This window comes from Microbacterium sp. CFBP 8794 (genome assembly GCF_014841235.1).
Lineage (GTDB): Bacteria > Actinomycetota > Actinomycetes > Actinomycetales > Microbacteriaceae > Microbacterium.
Map to the genome: position 1 here is coordinate 49,627 of NZ_JACYTT010000005.1, position 16,663 is coordinate 66,289.

At 70.4% G+C, this 16,663-nt stretch carries 15 protein-coding genes; all 15 read left to right on the forward strand.

The genetic code is table 11. The features are described from left to right. Window positions 1-62: 62 nt before the first annotated feature. Window positions 63-821, forward strand: coding sequence for an amino acid ABC transporter ATP-binding protein (locus tag IFU19_RS14240; protein WP_055835228.1), 759 nt, complete (start codon window positions 63-65; stop codon window positions 819-821). A gap of 134 nt (window positions 822-955) precedes the next feature. Further along, on the forward strand, window positions 956-1,855 hold the full coding sequence (locus IFU19_RS14245; RefSeq protein ID WP_055835231.1) for a glutamate ABC transporter substrate-binding protein: 900 nt from the start codon (window positions 956-958) through the stop codon (window positions 1,853-1,855). Between the two features lie 60 nt (window positions 1,856-1,915). Then, a complete protein-coding gene (locus IFU19_RS14250; protein WP_055835234.1) occupies window positions 1,916-2,572 on the forward strand; it encodes an amino acid ABC transporter permease in 657 nt (218 codons plus the stop codon). Beyond that, window positions 2,569-3,468, forward strand: coding sequence for an amino acid ABC transporter permease (locus IFU19_RS14255; RefSeq protein WP_191915358.1), 900 nt, complete (start codon window positions 2,569-2,571; stop codon window positions 3,466-3,468). The genes IFU19_RS14250 and IFU19_RS14255 overlap by 4 nt, the downstream gene beginning before the upstream one ends. Window positions 3,469-3,523: 55 nt before the next feature. Then, window positions 3,524-4,564 (forward strand): phenylalanine--tRNA ligase subunit alpha, encoded by a 1,041-nt coding sequence (pheS, locus tag IFU19_RS14260; RefSeq protein ID WP_055835237.1) that lies wholly within the window; start codon window positions 3,524-3,526, stop codon window positions 4,562-4,564. Continuing rightward, window positions 4,564-7,074: a phenylalanine--tRNA ligase subunit beta gene (gene pheT, locus IFU19_RS14265; protein ID WP_192212019.1), complete on the forward strand. Its 2,511-nt coding sequence runs from the start codon at window positions 4,564-4,566 to the stop codon at window positions 7,072-7,074. Before pheS ends, pheT begins: the two co-directional genes overlap by 1 nt. A 347-nt stretch (window positions 7,075-7,421) precedes the next feature. Next, entirely contained in the window at window positions 7,422-8,471 is a 1,050-nt protein-coding gene (gene argC, locus IFU19_RS14270; RefSeq protein ID WP_192212020.1) for an N-acetyl-gamma-glutamyl-phosphate reductase, read from the forward strand. Continuing rightward, entirely contained in the window at window positions 8,468-9,625 is a 1,158-nt protein-coding gene (gene argJ / locus IFU19_RS14275) for a bifunctional glutamate N-acetyltransferase/amino-acid acetyltransferase ArgJ (RefSeq protein WP_055937151.1), read from the forward strand. Before argC ends, argJ begins: the two co-directional genes overlap by 4 nt. Beyond that, window positions 9,622-10,524, forward strand: a complete 903-nt coding sequence (argB, locus tag IFU19_RS14280) for an acetylglutamate kinase (protein WP_055835264.1) — start codon at window positions 9,622-9,624, stop codon at window positions 10,522-10,524. Before argJ ends, argB begins: the two co-directional genes overlap by 4 nt. Then, window positions 10,521-11,738, forward strand: a complete 1,218-nt coding sequence (locus tag IFU19_RS14285; protein WP_055835267.1) for an acetylornithine transaminase — start codon at window positions 10,521-10,523, stop codon at window positions 11,736-11,738. The genes argB and IFU19_RS14285 overlap by 4 nt, the downstream gene beginning before the upstream one ends. After that, a complete protein-coding gene (gene argF / locus IFU19_RS14290) occupies window positions 11,735-12,658 on the forward strand; it encodes an ornithine carbamoyltransferase (protein ID WP_055835270.1) in 924 nt (307 codons plus the stop codon). Before IFU19_RS14285 ends, argF begins: the two co-directional genes overlap by 4 nt. Beyond that, complete coding sequence (locus tag IFU19_RS14295; RefSeq protein WP_192212021.1) at window positions 12,637-13,761, forward strand: heparan-alpha-glucosaminide N-acetyltransferase domain-containing protein; 1,125 nt, start codon at window positions 12,637-12,639, stop codon at window positions 13,759-13,761. Before argF ends, IFU19_RS14295 begins: the two co-directional genes overlap by 22 nt. 22 nt (window positions 13,762-13,783) lie before the next feature. Continuing rightward, on the forward strand, window positions 13,784-15,214 hold the full coding sequence (argH, locus tag IFU19_RS14300; RefSeq protein WP_191926152.1) for an argininosuccinate lyase: 1,431 nt from the start codon (window positions 13,784-13,786) through the stop codon (window positions 15,212-15,214). A gap of 51 nt (window positions 15,215-15,265) precedes the next feature. Next, window positions 15,266-15,913, forward strand: coding sequence for a SatD family protein (locus tag IFU19_RS14305; protein ID WP_192212022.1), 648 nt, complete (start codon window positions 15,266-15,268; stop codon window positions 15,911-15,913). Further along, a complete protein-coding gene (locus IFU19_RS14310) occupies window positions 15,910-16,620 on the forward strand; it encodes a hypothetical protein (protein ID WP_191915366.1) in 711 nt (236 codons plus the stop codon). The genes IFU19_RS14305 and IFU19_RS14310 overlap by 4 nt, the downstream gene beginning before the upstream one ends. The last annotated feature ends 43 nt before the right edge of the window (window positions 16,621-16,663 follow it).

The following is a 16,663-nucleotide window of genomic DNA, read 5'->3' on the forward strand; positions in this document are numbered from 1 at the left end:
AGATCGGTTAAGGCGCGCGCCGGAATGTGGTCGGGCGCCCAGCATCCTCATAGGGTGTTGACATGGCATCCGTTCCCCCGAAGACCGAGCCCCTGGTCGTCGTCAGCGACGTCCAGAAGCACTATGGACAGTTCCAGGCTCTGAAAGACATCGACCTCACCGTCGACCGCGGCGAGGTCGTCGTCGTCATCGGACCCTCGGGTTCGGGCAAGTCGACGCTGTGCCGCACCATCAACCGCCTCGAGACCATCACGAGCGGGACGATCACCATCGACGGCAAGGAGCTTCCCAAAGAGGGGAAGGGCCTGGCCGAGCTGCGCGCCGACGTCGGCATGGTGTTCCAGTCGTTCAACCTGTTCGCCCATCTCACGATCCTCGAGAACGTCACGCTCGGCCCCCTCAAGGTCCGCAAGATGAAGAAGGCGGATGCCGAGAAAGAGGCGCGCGCGCTCCTCGAACGCGTGGGCGTCGGTCACCAGGCCGACAAGCTCCCCGCCCAGCTCTCGGGCGGTCAGCAGCAGCGTGTCGCGATCGCCCGCGCCCTGGCCATGAAGCCCAAGGTCATGCTCTTCGACGAGCCCACCTCGGCGCTCGACCCCGAGATGATCAACGAGGTGCTCGACGTGATGGTCGGTCTCGCCAAAGACGGCATGACGATGATCGTCGTGACGCACGAGATGGGCTTCGCGCGCAAGGCCGCGAACCGCGTGGTGTTCATGGCCGACGGGCAGATCGTCGAGCAGGCGACGCCCGAGCAGTTCTTCACGAAGCCCGAATCCGATCGGGCGAAGGACTTCCTGTCGAAGCTCATCACCCACTGACGCTCTTCCCCTTGACGGCGATGAACGAGGAGGTTCTCCCGCCGACCGCCTGGTTGCCGTTCCCCCCGGTCTATCTCGCGCGCCGTCACCGACGACCCTTATCCGCACAGCACACGTAACCAAGGAGACATCACATGCGTAAGACACGTTTTCTCGCCGGCGCGAGCATCGTCGCCGCCGGCCTTCTGGCCCTGACGGCCTGTAACAGCGGCACCCCGGGCGCGGCTCCCGGCGCCGACGGCGGCACCGAATCGACGCAGCTGTGGGAGGTCGCCTCCGACGTCTCGCTCGACGGCAGCCCCACCTACGACCGCATGGTCGCCGCCGACAAGGTCATCGTCGGTGTGAAGGAAGACCAGCCCGGTCTCGGCTTCAAGGACCCGGTCAGCAACGAGCGCGGCGGCTTCGACGTCGAGATCGCCCAGTGGATCGCGGCCTCGCTCGGCTTCGACGCGGACCAGATCGAGTACAAGACGATCCCCTCGGCCAACCGCGAGCAGGAGCTCGTGAACGGCAACGTCGACTACTACGTCGGCACCTACTCGATCACCGACAAGCGCAAGGCGCAGATCGACTTCGCCGGCCCCTACCTGATCACCGGTCAGGGCCTGCTCGTCGCCGCCGACAACGAAGACATCACCGGCCCCGACGACCTCGCCGGCAAGATCGTCTGCTCGGTCACCGGTTCGACGCCGCTGCAGCGCATCCGCGACGAGTACGCCCCCGGCGACACCGTCGAGTACGACACCTACACGCAGTGCCTCGAGCAGCTGCGCGCGGGTTCGGTCGACGCGGTGACCACCGACCAGGCGATCCTCGCCGGTTACGTCGCCCAGGAGCCCGACGCGTTCAAGATCGCTGGCGACACCTTCAGCGAGGAGCGCTACGGCGTCGGCCTGCCCAAGGGCGACACCGTCCTGAAGGACCACATCAACACCCTGTTCAACGACGGCGGCGACGTCTGGACGGCGCTGTTCGAGAAGAACCTCGCGCCCGCCGGTATCAAGGGCGACCAGCCCACCGCTGACGAGTGATCCGTTCGGGGGCGGTGCACCGCACCGCCCCCGAACCCCCGACCAAGATAAGGAGCACGCATGGGCGTCATCACCGACAACCTCGACGTGTGGAGCGAGGCGCTCGGCGGAACCCTTCTGCTGTTCTTCGCGGGCGGAGCGCTGGCCCTCGTGCTCGGCCTCATCGTGGGCGCCATGCGCGTCTCGCCCGTGCCGATCGCCCGCGGTGTCGGCACGTTCTATGTGAGCGCGATCCGCAACACCCCCCTCACGCTCGTCTTCTTCGCGTTCGTGTTCGCGCTGCCCCCGCTCCTGGGGCTGCGTCTGACGGGCGACGTCTCGCTGACGCTCGGGATCTGCGCCCTCGGCATCTACACGGCGACGTACGTCGCCGAGGCGATCCGGTCGGGCGTGAACACCGTCCCCGTCGGTCAGGCCGAGGCCGCTCGAGCGCTCGGCCTGGGCTTCGGCCAGGTCATGACGCTCGTCGTGCTGCCGCAGGCGTTCCGTTCCGTGATCCCCCCGATGATGAGCGTGTTCATCGCGCTGCTCAAGAACACGACCGTCGCCGCGGGCTTCTCGATCGTGAACCTGGGTTCGGTCCGCAACTACCTCAGTGAGCGCGGAGAGAACGCGTTCGTCGTCATCCTGTGGGTGATGGTCATCTTCGTCGCGCTCGTCCTGCTGCTGTCATGGCTGCAGCGAACGCTCGAGAACCGATGGAGGGTCGCACGATGAGCAGCGTCCTGTACGACGTCCCCGGTCCCAAGGCCGTCGCCCGCAACCGCGTCCTCGGTGTCGTCACGATCCTGGTCGTGCTCGGCATCATCGGATTCTTCGTCTGGCGTCTCGCCGACACCGGTCAGTTCACTGCCCAGAAGTGGTCGGCGTTCACCTACACGAACGTGTGGGCGCAGATCGGCGAGGCCACGATGCGTACCATCGCCGCCTTCGTCGTGGCCGCCCTCGGTGCGCTGGCCCTGGGCTTCGTGCTCGCGATCGGCCGCCTGTCCGATCACAAGTGGGTGCGCTGGCCGTTCACCGCCGTGATCGAGGTCTTCCGCGCGATCCCGGTGCTCGTGTTCATGTTCCTGCTCTACTACGGCTTCCCCGTCCTCGGCATCCGCATGGAGCCGTACTGGGCCGTCGTCATCGCCCTCATCTGCTACAACGGCTCGGTGCTCGCCGAGGTCATCCGCGCAGGTGTGGAGTCGCTGCCCAGCGGGCAGGCCGAGGCGGGCTACGCCGTCGGCCTGCGCAAGGCTGGGGTCATGCGCCTCGTGCTGCTGCCGCAGGCGATCCGCGCGATGATGCCCGTCATCATCGCCCAGCTCGTCGTGACCCTGAAGGACACGGCTCTCGGCTTCATCATCACGTACCCCGAGCTGTTGTTCTACGCGAAGTACATCGGTGCGCAGCCGAGCGTGGGCTCGCCCATCATCCCGGCGACGATCATCGTCGGTGCGATCTACATCGCGCTCTGCCTGCTGCTGTCGTACGTGGCGACCCTGGTCGAGAAGCGTCTGCGCCGGTCGCCGCGCGTCGGCCAGGTGGCCGCCCCCGTGCAGCCCCCGCAGCAGGGCGGCACCGACACGGCGCTCATCGTCGCCCAGCGAGGCGGTCCGTCGGTCTGATCGAATCCGCCGACGGGCGGGGGAGTGTCCCCGCCCGTCGGTAGACTCTCATCTCGTGTCCGACGCACCCGAGATCACCCCCGAGGCCGTCGCCTCCGCCGTCGAAGCCGCACTCGCGGCCATCGCCGCGGCCGCGACCACCGCCGACCTGAAAGCCGCCCGCTCCGCGCACACGGGGGAGCAATCCTCCCTCGCGCGACTGAACGCCCAGATGCGCGCCGTCGCCCCCGAGCACAAGGCCGCTTTCGGCAAGCTCGTGGGTCAGGCCCGCGGCCAGGTCACTCAGGCGCTCGCCGCCCGCGAGGCCGAGCTGGCCGAAGCCGAGACCGCCGCCCAGCTCGAGGCCGAGCGCATCGACGTCACCGCGCTGCCGCAGCGCGCACGCGTGGGGGCACGGCATCCGATCTCGCTCCTGCAGGAGCAGGTGTCCGACATCTTCGTCGGCATGGGATGGGAGATCGCCGAGGGACCCGAGCTCGAGCACGAGTGGTTCAACTTCGACGCCCTCAACTTCGACGTCGACCACCCGGCGCGCCAGATGCAGGACACGTTCTTCGTCGACCCGGTCGCGCGGCATCTGGTGCTGCGCACGCACACGAGCCCCGTGCAGGTGCGCTCCATGCTCGAGCGCGATCTGCCGATCTATGTGCTCTGCCCCGGCCGCGTGTACCGCACCGACGAGTTCGACGCGACGCATCTGCCGGTGTTCACGCAGTTCGAGGGCCTCGTCATCGACAAGGGCATCACGATGGCCCACCTCAAGGGCACCCTCGACCACGCCGCGCGCGTGCTGTTCGGGCCCGAGGCCAAGACGCGCTTCCGCGCGAACTTCTTCCCGTTCACCGAGCCGAGCGCCGAGCTCGACCTGTGGCACCCCACCTTCAAGGGCGGGGCGCGCTGGATCGAGTGGGGCGGGTGCGGAATGGTGAACCCCAATGTGCTGCGCGCCGCCGGCATCGACCCCGAGGAGTACTCGGGCTTCGCCTTCGGCATGGGCATCGAGCGCACGCTCATGTTCCGCAGCGACGTGCAGGACATGCGCGACATGGCCGAGGGCGATGTGCGCTTCAGCGAGCAGTTCGGAATGGTGGTCTGATGCGCGTCCCTCTCTCCTGGTTGCGCGAGTACGTCGACGTACCCGCGACGGCCACGCCCGAAGACGTCCTCGCGGCGTTGGTCTCGGTCGGATTCGAAGAAGAAGACGTGCACCGCTTCGAGCTGTCGGGCCCGATCGTCGTCGGCGAGGTGAAGGAGTTCACCGCCGAACCGCAGTCCAACGGCAAGACCATCCGCTGGTGCCAGGTCGACGTCGGCGCCGACAACGGGGGAGTGCGCGGTGTCGTCTGCGGTGCCGGCAACTTCTTCGAGGGCGACAAGGTCGTGGTCACCCTGCCCGGTTCGGTGCTGCCCGGCCCGTTCCCCATCGCCGCGCGCAAGACCTACGGCCACGTCTCCGACGGCATGATCGCCTCGGCGAAAGAGCTGGGGCTCGGCAGCGAGCACTCCGGCATCCTGCGTCTGATCGACCTCGGCATCGACGCGCCCGTGGGAACGGATGCCATCGCGCTGCTGGGGCTCGACGACCTCGCGGTCGAGATCAACGTCACCCCCGACCGCGGCTACGCCCTGTCGCTGCGCGGGGTCGCCCGCGAGTACTCGCACGCCACGGGTGCCGACTTCCGCGACCCCGGTGCCGGCCACGACGAGGCCGTCTCGCGCACGCCCTCGGGCTTCGCGATCACCGTCGACGATCAGGCGCCGATCCGTGGTCGTCACGGCGCCACCGAGTTCGTGGCGCGCATCGTTCGCGACGTCGACCCTTCGCGTCCGACTCCGCCGTGGATGATCACGCGGCTCTCGCTCGCCGGTATCCGCTCGCTCGGCGTGCTGGTCGACATCACGAACTACGTCATGCTCGAGCTCGGCCAGCCGATCCACGGCTACGACCTCGACCGCCTGCAGGGCGGCATCACGGTGCGCCGCGCCGCGCCCGGCGAGAAGCTCGAGACCCTCGACGGCCAGGTGCGCACCCTGAACGCCGAAGATCTGCTCATCACCGACGAGTCGGGCCCCATCGGCCTGGCCGGTGTCATGGGCGGTGGCCCCACCGAGATGAGCGACGCCACCCGCAACGTGCTGATCGAGGCGGCGACGTTCGACCAGGTCTCGATCGCGCGTACCGCGCGGCGGCACAAGCTGCCCTCCGAAGCGTCGCGGCGTTTCGAGCGCGGCGTCGACCCGCTCGTGCCGTACGTCGCCGCCGAGCGCGTCGCGTCGCTGATGGTGGAGCTCGCCGGCGGCACGCTCGACACAGAGCTCGGCGGTTCGCTCTCGTCGGCGTACCGTCGCGACGCGATCACCCTGCCGGCCGGGTTCGTCTCGGGCTTGATCGGCGTCGAGTACACCGACGACGAGATCGTCTCGGCGCTCCGGCTCATCGGATGCACCGTCGACGAGCGCGAGTCGGGCTGGTCGGTCGTCGCCCCCTCGTGGCGCCACGACCTCACCGACAAGTGGACACTGGCCGAAGAGGTCGCCCGCATCGAGGGATACCACCGCATCCCCTCGGTGCTGCCGACGCCTCCCTCGGGCCGGGGCCTCACCGCCGCGCAGCAGGGTCGTCGTCGGGTGACGAACGCCCTGGCCGCGGCCGGTTTCGTCGAGACGCCGTCGTTCCCGTTCACCACCGACGAGCAGAACGCCCTGCACGGCTCGCCCTCGGGTGACGCGCTGCCGAGCGTGAAGCTCGCCAATCCGCTCGACGGTCTCGCGCCGTACCTGCGTCGCTCGCTCGTGCCCGCCCTGCTGCAGGTCGCACACCGCAACGTCTCGCGCGGCATCGTCGATCTCGCCCTGTTCGAGATGGGCACCGTCTTCCTGCCGAAGCCGGGCGTGCAGTACGGCACCGCGTCGGTTCCGCCGCTGGCGGTGCGACCGGATGCCGCGACCCTCACCGCTCTGGACGCCTCGATCCCGCCGCAGCGCCGACACGTCGCCGTGCTGCTGGCCGGGAACACCGTCGCCAAGCAGCCCGGGCAGCCGGCCGTCGCGGCCGACCTGGCCGATGCGGTCGACGCCGTGCGCGTGCTGGCCTCGGCGGCAGGCCTCGACATCGAGCTCGTGCAGGCTCAGCGCGCAGCCCTGCACCCCGGACGCACCGCACGCGTCCTGGCCGCGGGACAGGACATCGGCTACGTCGGCGAGCTGCTGCCCGCCGTCTCGGCCGACGCCGACCTGCCGGGCCGGGTGCTCGTGGCCGAACTCGACCTCGATGCGGTGCTCGAGCTGGCGCAGGCGCGCGTGGTCGCGGCATCGCTCTCGGGCTTCCCGGCGGCGACGCAGGACGTCTCGCTGACGGTCCCGGTCGAGGTGTCGGCGGGATCGGTGCGTGCCGCCCTCATCGAGGGTGGAGCCCCGCTGCTCGAGGGGGCGCGTCTGGTCGACGACTACCGCGGCCCCGGGCTGACCGACGGCACGAAGAGCCTGACGTTCGCCCTGCGCTTCCGCGCCGACGACCGCACCCTTACCGCCGCCGAGGCGACGGAGTCCAAGCTCGCCGGCGTCGCGGTGGCCGCCAAGCGCTTCGGCGCGGCCATTCGCGACTGACGCCCTGATCGAACGGAGCGCCGCCGGTTCACGCCGCGCGGCGCTTCGTCGTCTCGGCGGGCTCCGCGAACGCGACGCCTTCGCGCGGCCGGTCATTCGCTGCTCTCACGCGGGCGTGCATACGGTCGCTGATTTGCCCTCGCCCGGGCGCGGCGGATAACCTCGCCACATGTCGTCGACCGTCGTGTGCACCGAGGAGCTCTCCGTGAGCCCCGTTGCCGTGCGTCGACGTCGGGTCGCACGCCGAGTTTCGGCGACCTCGTAACCCGCCGACGGTCGGGCATGCGGGCGTCGCCGCCCCGGTTATCGCTGAGTTCAGCACCAGCCCCGACTCCTAAGGTGGACACATGACCCTCTCGGTCGCCGTTTCCGGCGCTTCCGGCTACGCGGGCGGCGAGATCCTCCGTCTGCTGGCCGATCATCCCGACGTCCAGGTGCGAACGGTCACGGCGCACTCCAGTGCCGGCCAGCCCCTCGTCGCCCATCAGCCGCACCTGCGCTCTCTCGCGCATCTCGAACTGAAGCCGACGACACCCGAGGTGCTCGCCGGTCACGACGTCGTCTTCCTCGCCCTCCCGCACGGCCAGTCCGCGCAGTACACCGACGCGCTTGCCGACACCCCGCTCGTCATCGACGCGGGTGCCGACCACCGCCTGACCTCGCCGGACGACTGGGCGGAGTTCTATGGCGGAGCGCACCCCGAGCCGTGGGCCTACGGCGTTCCCGAGCTGCCCGTCGGGGGCCGCAAGCAGCGTGAGCTGCTGCGGGGCGCCGCACGTATCGCCGCTCCGGGATGCAATGCCTCGACCGTCGCCCTCTCGCTCGCGCCGGGGATCGCGGCGGGGGTCATCGAGCCCGGCGACATCGTCTCGGTGCTCGCGGTGGGCCCGAGCGGGGCAGGAAAGTCGGCCAAGACGAACCTCCTCGCGAGCGAGATCCTCGGGACCGCCAACCCATATGCCGTCGGCGGCACACATCGTCACATCCCCGAGATCCGCCAGGCGCTGGCCGCCGCGGGGACGCCCGCCGCCAGCATCCGCATCTCGTTCACCCCCGTCCTGGTTCCCATGGCGCGCGGGATCCTCGCGACGTCGTCGGCCCCGATCCGTGAGGGGGTCTCGGATGCCGAGATCCGCGCCGCGTGGGAGCAGGCCTATGCCGACGAGAACTTCGTCGAGCTGCTTCCCGAGGGTGTGTTCCCGCGCACCGCCGACGTGCTCGGCGCCAACGTCGCCTCGCTGGGTCTCGCCATCGACCGCGCGGCGAACCGCGTGGTCGTGGTCGCCGCCGTCGACAACCTCGTCAAGGGCACCGCCGGTGCCGCCGTGCAATCCATGAACATCGCGCTGGGCCTCGCCGAGACCACCGCCCTCCCCTTGAACGGAGTCGCCCCGTGAGCGTGACCGTCCCCGCAGGATTCGAGGCAGCCGGAGTCGCTGTAGGCCTGAAGTCGACCGGTGCGCGCGATGTCGCCGTCGTCGTGAACCGCGGCCCTCTCAAGGTCGGTGCGGCCGTCTTCACGTCGAACCGTGCCAAGGCCAATCCGATCCTCTGGTCGGAGCAGGTCGTGAAGGACGGCGTCATCGAGGCCGTCGTGCTCAACTCGGGCGGGGCGAACTGCTTCACGGGCGCATTCGGGTTCCAGACGACGCACCAGACCGCCGAGCGTGCCGCCGAGCTGCTGGGTGTCGGCGCCGGAGACGTGGTGGTCTGCTCGACCGGGTTGATCGGCACGGGCGACGAGGTCTTCCGCGCCAAGGTGCTCGCCGGTGTCGACACGGGTATCGCCACTCTCTCGACCGACGGGGGAGAAGACGCGTCGCTGGCGATCATGACCACCGACTCCCGCCCCAAGCGCGCCGTGCACGTCGGCGACGGATGGAGCATCGGCGCGATGGCGAAGGGCGCCGGCATGCTGGCTCCGGGCCTCGCCACCATGCTCGTCGTCGTCACCACCGACGTCGTGCTCGACGCCGACGAAGCCGACGCGGCTCTGCGGGCGGCCACGCGCGTGAGCTTCGATCGTCTGGATTCCGACGGCTGCATGTCGACCAACGACCAGGTGACGCTGCTCGCCAGCGGGGCCAGTGGCATCCGTGTGCCCGCCGATCAGTTCGCCACGGCGCTGGCCGCGGTGTGCGACGACCTCGCCGCGCAGCTGCAGGGCGACGCCGAGGGGGCGAGTCACGACATCACGATCCGGGTGACCCAGGCCGCCTCCGAGGACGAGGCCGTCGAGGTGGGCCGGTCCATCGCGCGCAACAACCTGTTCAAGGCCGCCGTGTTCGGCAACGATCCCAACTGGGGGCGGGTCCTCGCGGCGATCGGCACGACCTCGGCCCGGTTCGACCCGTACGACGTCGACGTCTGGATGAACGGCGTGCGCGTGTGCACCGCGGGTGGCCCCGACCGCCCTCGCGAAGACGTCGACCTCACCCCGCGCGCGCTCGACCTCGTCGTCGACCTCCGTGCCGGCTCGGCCGAGGCCACGATCCGCACCAACGACCTGACGCACGATTACGTCCACGAGAACAGCGCCTACTCCTCATGACACACATCGACCTTCAAGACACCGATCCCGCCCAGGCCAGTGACCGGGCGGTCACGCTCGTCGAGTCGCTGCCGTGGGTGCGCAAGTACCGCGACCAGGTCGTGGTGGTGAAGTACGGCGGAAACGCGATGGTCAGCGACGAGCTGCAGGACGCTTTCGCGGCCGACATCGCCTACCTGCGTTACGTCGGGGTGAAGCCGGTCGTCGTGCACGGTGGCGGACCTCAGATCTCGTCGATGCTCGACCGCCTCGACATTCCGAGCGAGTTCCGCGGCGGCTACCGCGTGACCTCCACCGAGGCCATCGGCGTCGTGCGCATGGTGCTGACGGGGCAGATCAACCCGCAGCTCGTCGCGAAGGTCAACGCCCACGGACCACTGGCCACCGGACTGAGCGGTGAGGATGCCGGCCTGTTCGGCGGTCGTCGTCGCGGTGTGGTCGTCGACGGCGTCGAGCACGACCTGGGCCGCGTGGGCGATGTCGTCACGGTCGACCCGCAGCCGGTGCTCGATCACCTCGCCGCGGGCCGCGTGCCCATCGTCTCGAGCATCGCGCCCGACCTCGACCACCCCGGCGCGTCGTTGAACGTGAACGCGGATGCCGCGGCCGCGGCGCTCGCGGTGGCGTTGAACGCCAAGAAGCTCGTGGTGCTGACCGACGTGCCCGGCCTCTACGCCGACTGGCCCAACCGCGACTCGCTCGTGTCGCACCTGACCTCGACCGAGCTGCGCGAGATGGTGCCGCGTCTGGAATCGGGCATGATCCCCAAGATGCAGGCCTGCCTCGACGCGGTCGACGGGGGAGTGCCCTCCGCGGCCATCATCGACGGTCGTGTGCCGCACTCGGTGCTCGTCGAACTGTTCACCAGCAAGGGAATCGGAACGGAGGTGGTGGCATGACCACCGCAACCTGGCAGGAAGACGCCGGACGCGACCTCGTCCGCAGCTTCGGCGACCGCATGGCACTGTTCGTGCGCGGCGAGGGGGCCTACGTCTGGGACGCCGACGACACGAAGTACCTCGACTTCCTGGCCGGAATCGCCGTCAACGCCCTCGGTCACGCGCACCCCACCTTCGTCGAGGCGCTGACCGCCCAGGCATCCACACTGGCGCACGTGTCGAACTACTTCGCCACGCCGCCGCAGCTCGCGCTCGCCGCGCGTCTGAAGCGTCTCGCGGGCACGGGCGAATCGGGCCGGGTGTACTTCGGCAACTCGGGTGCCGAGGCGAACGAGGCGGCGCTCAAGCTCGCGCGTCTGCACGGTCGTGGCACCGAGCGCACCCGCATCCTGACGCTCAAGGGCGGCTTCCACGGGCGCACCATGGGTGCCCTCGCGCTCACCGGCAAGCCCGCGCTGCAGGCCGACTTCCTGCCCATGGTCCCGGGGGTCGAGCACATCGACGCCACGATCGAGGCGCTGGAGAGCGCTGTCGATGACCGTGTCGCAGCCCTGCTCGTCGAGCCCATCCAGGGCGAGGCCGGGGTCGTCGAGCTGCCCGAGGGCTACCTGCAGGCGGCCCGCGAGATCACCGCCCGCCACGGCGCGCTGCTGATCATCGACGAGATCCAGACGGGCGCCGGCCGTACCGGTGCCTGGTTCGGCTTCCAGCACTCCGGGATCGTGCCGGATGCCATCACCGTGGCCAAGGGCATCGGCGGCGGTTTCCCGATCGGCGCGCTCATCACCTTCGGGGCGGCCAGCGACCTGTTCTTCCCCGGTACGCACGGCTCGACCTTCGGCGGCAACGCGCTGGGGACCGCCGTCGGCGGAGCGGTCCTGCACGAGATCGAGTCGTCCGGCCTCGTCGAGAACGCCGCACGCCGCGAGACCGAACTGCGCGAGGGTATCGCCGGGCTCGGCTCGCCCCTGGTCGCCGGCGTCCGCGGGCGTGGCCTGCTGCTCGGCATCGGTCTCACCAGCCCGGTCGCAAAGGCCGTCGTCGCGGCTGCCCAGCAGCACGGTCTCATCATCAACGCGGCGAACGACGACACCATCCGCATCGCGCCGCCCCTCACGATCGGCGATGCAGAAGTGGCCGAGTTCCTCTCGCTCTTCGGCGCCGCGCTCGCCACCGTTTCCGACGCCCTCATCCTCGAAGGAGCCCCCGCGTGACCCGCCACCTGCTGCGCGACGACGACCTGAGCCCGGCCGAACAGGCCGAGATCCTCGATCTCGCCATCGAGCTGAAGAAGGACCGCTGGGCGCAGAAGCCGCTCGCCGGCCCCCAGACCGTCGCGGTGATCTTCGACAAGTCGTCGACCCGCACGCGCGTGTCGTTCGCCGTGGGCATCGCCGACCTGGGCGGCTCGCCGCTCATCATCTCGACGGCGAACAGCCAGCTCGGCGGCAAGGAGACCCCCTCCGACACCGCCCGCGTGCTGGAGCGTCAGGTCGCGGCGATCGTCTGGCGCACCTACGCGCAAGCGGGCCTCGAAGAGATGGCGCGCGGCACGCGCGTTCCGGTGGTCAACGCGCTGAGCGACGACTTCCACCCGTGCCAGCTGCTCGCCGACCTGCTGACCATCCGTGAGCACAAGGGCGAGCTCGCGGGGCTGACGCTGTCGTTCTTCGGCGACGGGCAGAGCAACATGGCCCACTCGTACGTGCTCGCCGGCGTCACGGCCGGAATGCACGTCCGTGTCGCAGCTCCCGCCGACTACGCGCCCCGCGCCGACGTCATCGCCGATGCCGAGCGCATCGCCGCCACCACCGGCGGATCGGTGACGCTCACCAGCGACCCCGAGGCCGCGGCATCCGGAGCCGACGTCGTCGTCACCGACACGTGGGTGTCGATGGGCAAAGAAGAAGAGAAGCTCGCGCGCATCCGCGACCTGGGCGACTTCAAGGTCACGAGCGAGCTCATGACGCGCGCCGACGAGGGGGCGATCTTCATCCACTGCCTGCCCGCCGACCGCGGCTACGAGGTCGACGCCGAGGTCATCGACGGTCGCCAGAGCGTGGTGTGGGACGAGGCCGAGAACCGGCTCCACGCCCAGAAGGCGTTGCTGGTGTGGCTTCTGCGCCAGGGCTGACCACGCGGATCGGCCGCACCTGGACCCGCTTCGACGGGCCGGGGCGGCTGATCGGTGTCGACCTGGCCCGGGGCCTCGCGGTCCTGGGCATGCTGGCCGCGCACCTGCTCGACACCGAGGACTTCGTCGCGCGCGACCCGTCGTCGTGGCTCGACGTGGTCAACGGGCGCTCGTCCATCCTCTTCGCGGTGCTGGCGGGCGTGTCGATCGCGCTGGTGACCGGCGGTCCCCGTCCGCTCGAGGGACCCCGGCGCGCTCGCGCGGCCGCGCGATTGGCACTGCGCGGGGCGCTGCTGTGGGTGATCGGCATGCTGCTGGTGTTCACCGGGGTGCCGGTGTACGTGATCCTTCCCGCGTACGCGCTGCTGTTCGCGCTGTCGCTGCCGTTCCTGGGAATGCGTCCGCGCGGGCTGTTCCTCACGGCGGGGGCCGTCGCCCTCGTCATGCCGTGGATCCAACCCGTGCTCGATGCGGCCCCCCTCTGGAGCGGCCGGTTCGGCGAAGAGATCTCCGCCGCGCTCGGCTGGAACTACCCGTTCCCGGTATGGATCGCGTTCCTGCTGGCGGGCATGGGGCTCGGCCGCCTCGACCTGCGTCTGCTGCCCGAGCAGACCCTGATGCTGCTGTCGGGTGGTGCCCTCATGCTCGCGGGCTACGGCCTGGCGCTGGTGACGGAACCCGCGGTCGCCGGCGATCGGTACCTGTCCACCGTCCTCACCGCCGAGGACCACTCGGCGGGGCTGTGGGAGGTCATCGGATCGGGCGGTTTCGCGATCGCGACGATCGGGCTGTGCCTGCTGCTGTGCCGGACGCCGGTGCGGTGGCTCGCGATCCCGCTCCGCGCCGTCGGCTCCATGCCGCTCACGGCCTACGCGCTGCAGCTGGTCGTGTGGGCGTTCGTCGCTCTCGCGGTGCTGGGCGACACGTCGGACCTGTGGGGGATCCGCGCCCTGGGCCTCTTCGGGCCGCTGACCCTCGGCCTGGTCGTGGGGTGCACCGCGTGGGCGCTGACGGTGGGGCGCGGGCCTCTCGAGGCGCTCATCGACGCCGTGGTGCGCTTCGTCGTGGGCCGGGATGCCACGACCCCGGCCGCGGTTCGCTGAGACGCCTCGGTAGGCTGGGGGCATGAGTCACGAGAGCGGTCAGTCGACGAACGAGGGCGCCCTGTGGGGGGCCCGTTTCTCGGGCGGACCCTCTCCCGAGCTGGCGGCCCTCAGCCGTTCCACGCACTTCGACTGGGACCTCGCCCTGTACGACATCGCGGGCTCGCACGCGCACACCGCCGCCCTCGAGGCGGCGGGCTACCTCGACGCTGATGAGGCCGCGGCCATGCACGCCGGTCTCGACGACCTGGCCGTGCGCCTGCGCGCGGGCACCCTGATCGCTGCTCCCGGCGACGAAGACGTGCACGGCGCCCTCGAACGCGTGCTCATCGAGACCGTGGGGCCCGCGCTCGGGGGCAAGCTCCGCGCCGGCCGCAGTCGCAACGACCAGATCGCCACCCTCGTGCGGCTGTACCTGCTCGACCACGCGCGCACGATCACCCGCGAGGTGCTGCGCCTCATCGACGCGCTCGTCGCCCAGGCCGAGGCGCACGACACCGCGATCATGCCGGGCCGCACCCACCTGCAGCACGCGCAGCCGGTGCTGCTGGCCCACCACCTGCAGGCCTACGGCTGGGCCTTCACGCGCGGCATCGAACGCCTCCGCGACTGGTCGGTGCGCGCGTCGGTGTCGCCCTACGGCGGCGGGGCGCTCGCCGGCGCGACCCTGGGCCTCGACCCGCAGCTGGTCGCCGATCACCTGGGCCTGGCCCGACCGGCCGAGAACTCCCTCGACGGCACCGCGTCGCGCGACGTCGTGGCCGAGTTCGCGTTCATCACCGCCATGATCGGCGTCGACCTGTCGCGGCTGTCCGAAGACGTCATCCTGTGGAACACGCGCGAGTTCGGCTTCGTCACGCTCGACGACGCCTACTCGACGGGCTCGAGCATCATGCCGCAGAAGAAGAACCCCGACATCGCCGAACTCGCGCGCGGCAAGGCCGGCCGCATGATCGGCAACCTGTCGGGCCTGCTGGCCACTCTCAAGGGTCTTCCGCTCGCGTACAACCGCGACCTGCAAGAAGACAAGGAGCCCGTGTTCGACTCGGTGCGCACGCTCGAGCTCGTGCTGCCGGCCTTCTCGGGCATGATCGCGACGCTGCGGTTCCACACCGAGCGCATGGCCGAGCTCGCCCCCCAGGGGTTCTCGCTCGCGACCGACGTGGCCGAGTGGCTCGTGCGTCAGGGCGTGGCCTTCCGCGACGCGCATGAGATCTCGGGGGAGCTCGTGCGCGCCTGCGAGGAGCGCGAGATCGGCCTCGAAGACGCCGATGACGCTCTGCTGGCCTCGGTCTCGCCCCGTCTCACTCCGGCGGTGCGCGAGGTGCTCTCGATCGAGGGGTCGGTGTCGAGCCGCACGGGCGTGGGGGGAACGGCGCCCGCACGCGTGAGCGAGCAGCGTCACGAGCTCGTCTCGCGCGCGCAGGCCGCCGCTCGCACACTCATCGACTGAGTATCAGCTTTTCGCTTATCAAACCGTAAAGATAAGCGATACGCTTATGTCATGAGTATCGCCGTGATCGCCGACATCGTCGCCTCGAGGCAGCTCGCCGACCGCGCCGCCGCACAGCGACGCATCGCGCGGGTCGTCGGCGACGCCGACCGCGACCTGCCGGTCGCGAGGCAGCCCCTCGCGGCCGTCGTGGGCGATGAACTGCAGGGGGAGTACGACCGACTCGGCGACGCCCTCGCGTCGCTGCTGCTCGTGCGTCTGGCGCTCCCCGACGGGATCGACTGCCGCTTCGGCGTGGGAGTCGGCGCGGTGCGACCCATCGAGCTCGACGGACGCACCGTGCCCGAAGGGCCGGCCTGGTGGGCGGCCCGCGCCGCGATCGAGAGAACCGCACGACTGCAGCAACGCGCCGCGCCGTTCGCGCGCACGTGGATCGAGGCCGCCGAGGGAGAGGATGCCGCCATGGTCGACACCATCTCGCTCGCCAACGCCTACGCGCTCAGCCGCGACCAACTGGTCTCGACGATGAGCGAACGCACGCGCCGCCTCACCTACGGCCGATGCCTGGGCCGCTCGCAGCGAGACCTGGCCGAGACCGAGGGCGTCAGCCAGTCGGCCGTCTCGCAGGCCCTGGCCTCCGCCGGCTCCGCCGCGATCATCGAGGGCTTCGCCGCCCTCACCCGCGGAGCGCGCTCGTGATCGCCGCGGGACTCCTGCTGCTGGCCGTCGGGTCGGTCGACCTGGTGCGCCAGATGATCCGTTCCCGCCGCTGGATCGCCTTCGCGGCGGCGGCGGTGGCGCTCGTCGTGGTGTCGGCGGGACTGGATGCCGTGATCGCGGGCCTGCTCGCCGTCGCCGTCGCCGCGATCTGGACGTGGGTCGTGCCCGAGCACGGTCCCGCGCGCGCGGGCCTCTGGCCCGTGGCCCTGCTGGCGCTCGCCGCGGCGGCCTGCGTGGTCATCGCCCCGGGCCGCGTCCGCCCCGGCATGTTGGGCGAGATGTGGACCACCTACCGACCGGCCGACGCCGTGTCGGTCGACGTGATCGTGCTGGTCGTCGGGTGCCTGGTGTTCCTGCTCGAGTCCGGCAACGCGGTCGTGCGCATCGCGCTCCGCTCCGAGATGGGTGGCCGCGTCGCCCCCGACGAGACGGCGACGCCGACGCTCAAGGGCGGACGCCTCATCGGACCGCTGGAGCGCATCCTGGTCTTCGTGCTGACGCTCGCCGGGGCGTACACGCTCATCGCCGCGGTGCTCGCCGCGAAGGGCATCGTGCGCTTCCCCGAGATCTCGCGCGACGGCGACGGGGGAGACCGCGCGGAGTACTTCCTGATCGGCAGCCTCGTGAGCTGGGTCACGTCGTTGGCGGCGGCGTTCCTCGTGTGGTGGGGCGTGCACGCGGGCTGACGGCAGCGTGCGGCCGCGCGCGGACCGAGCGGCAGGGGGCGAT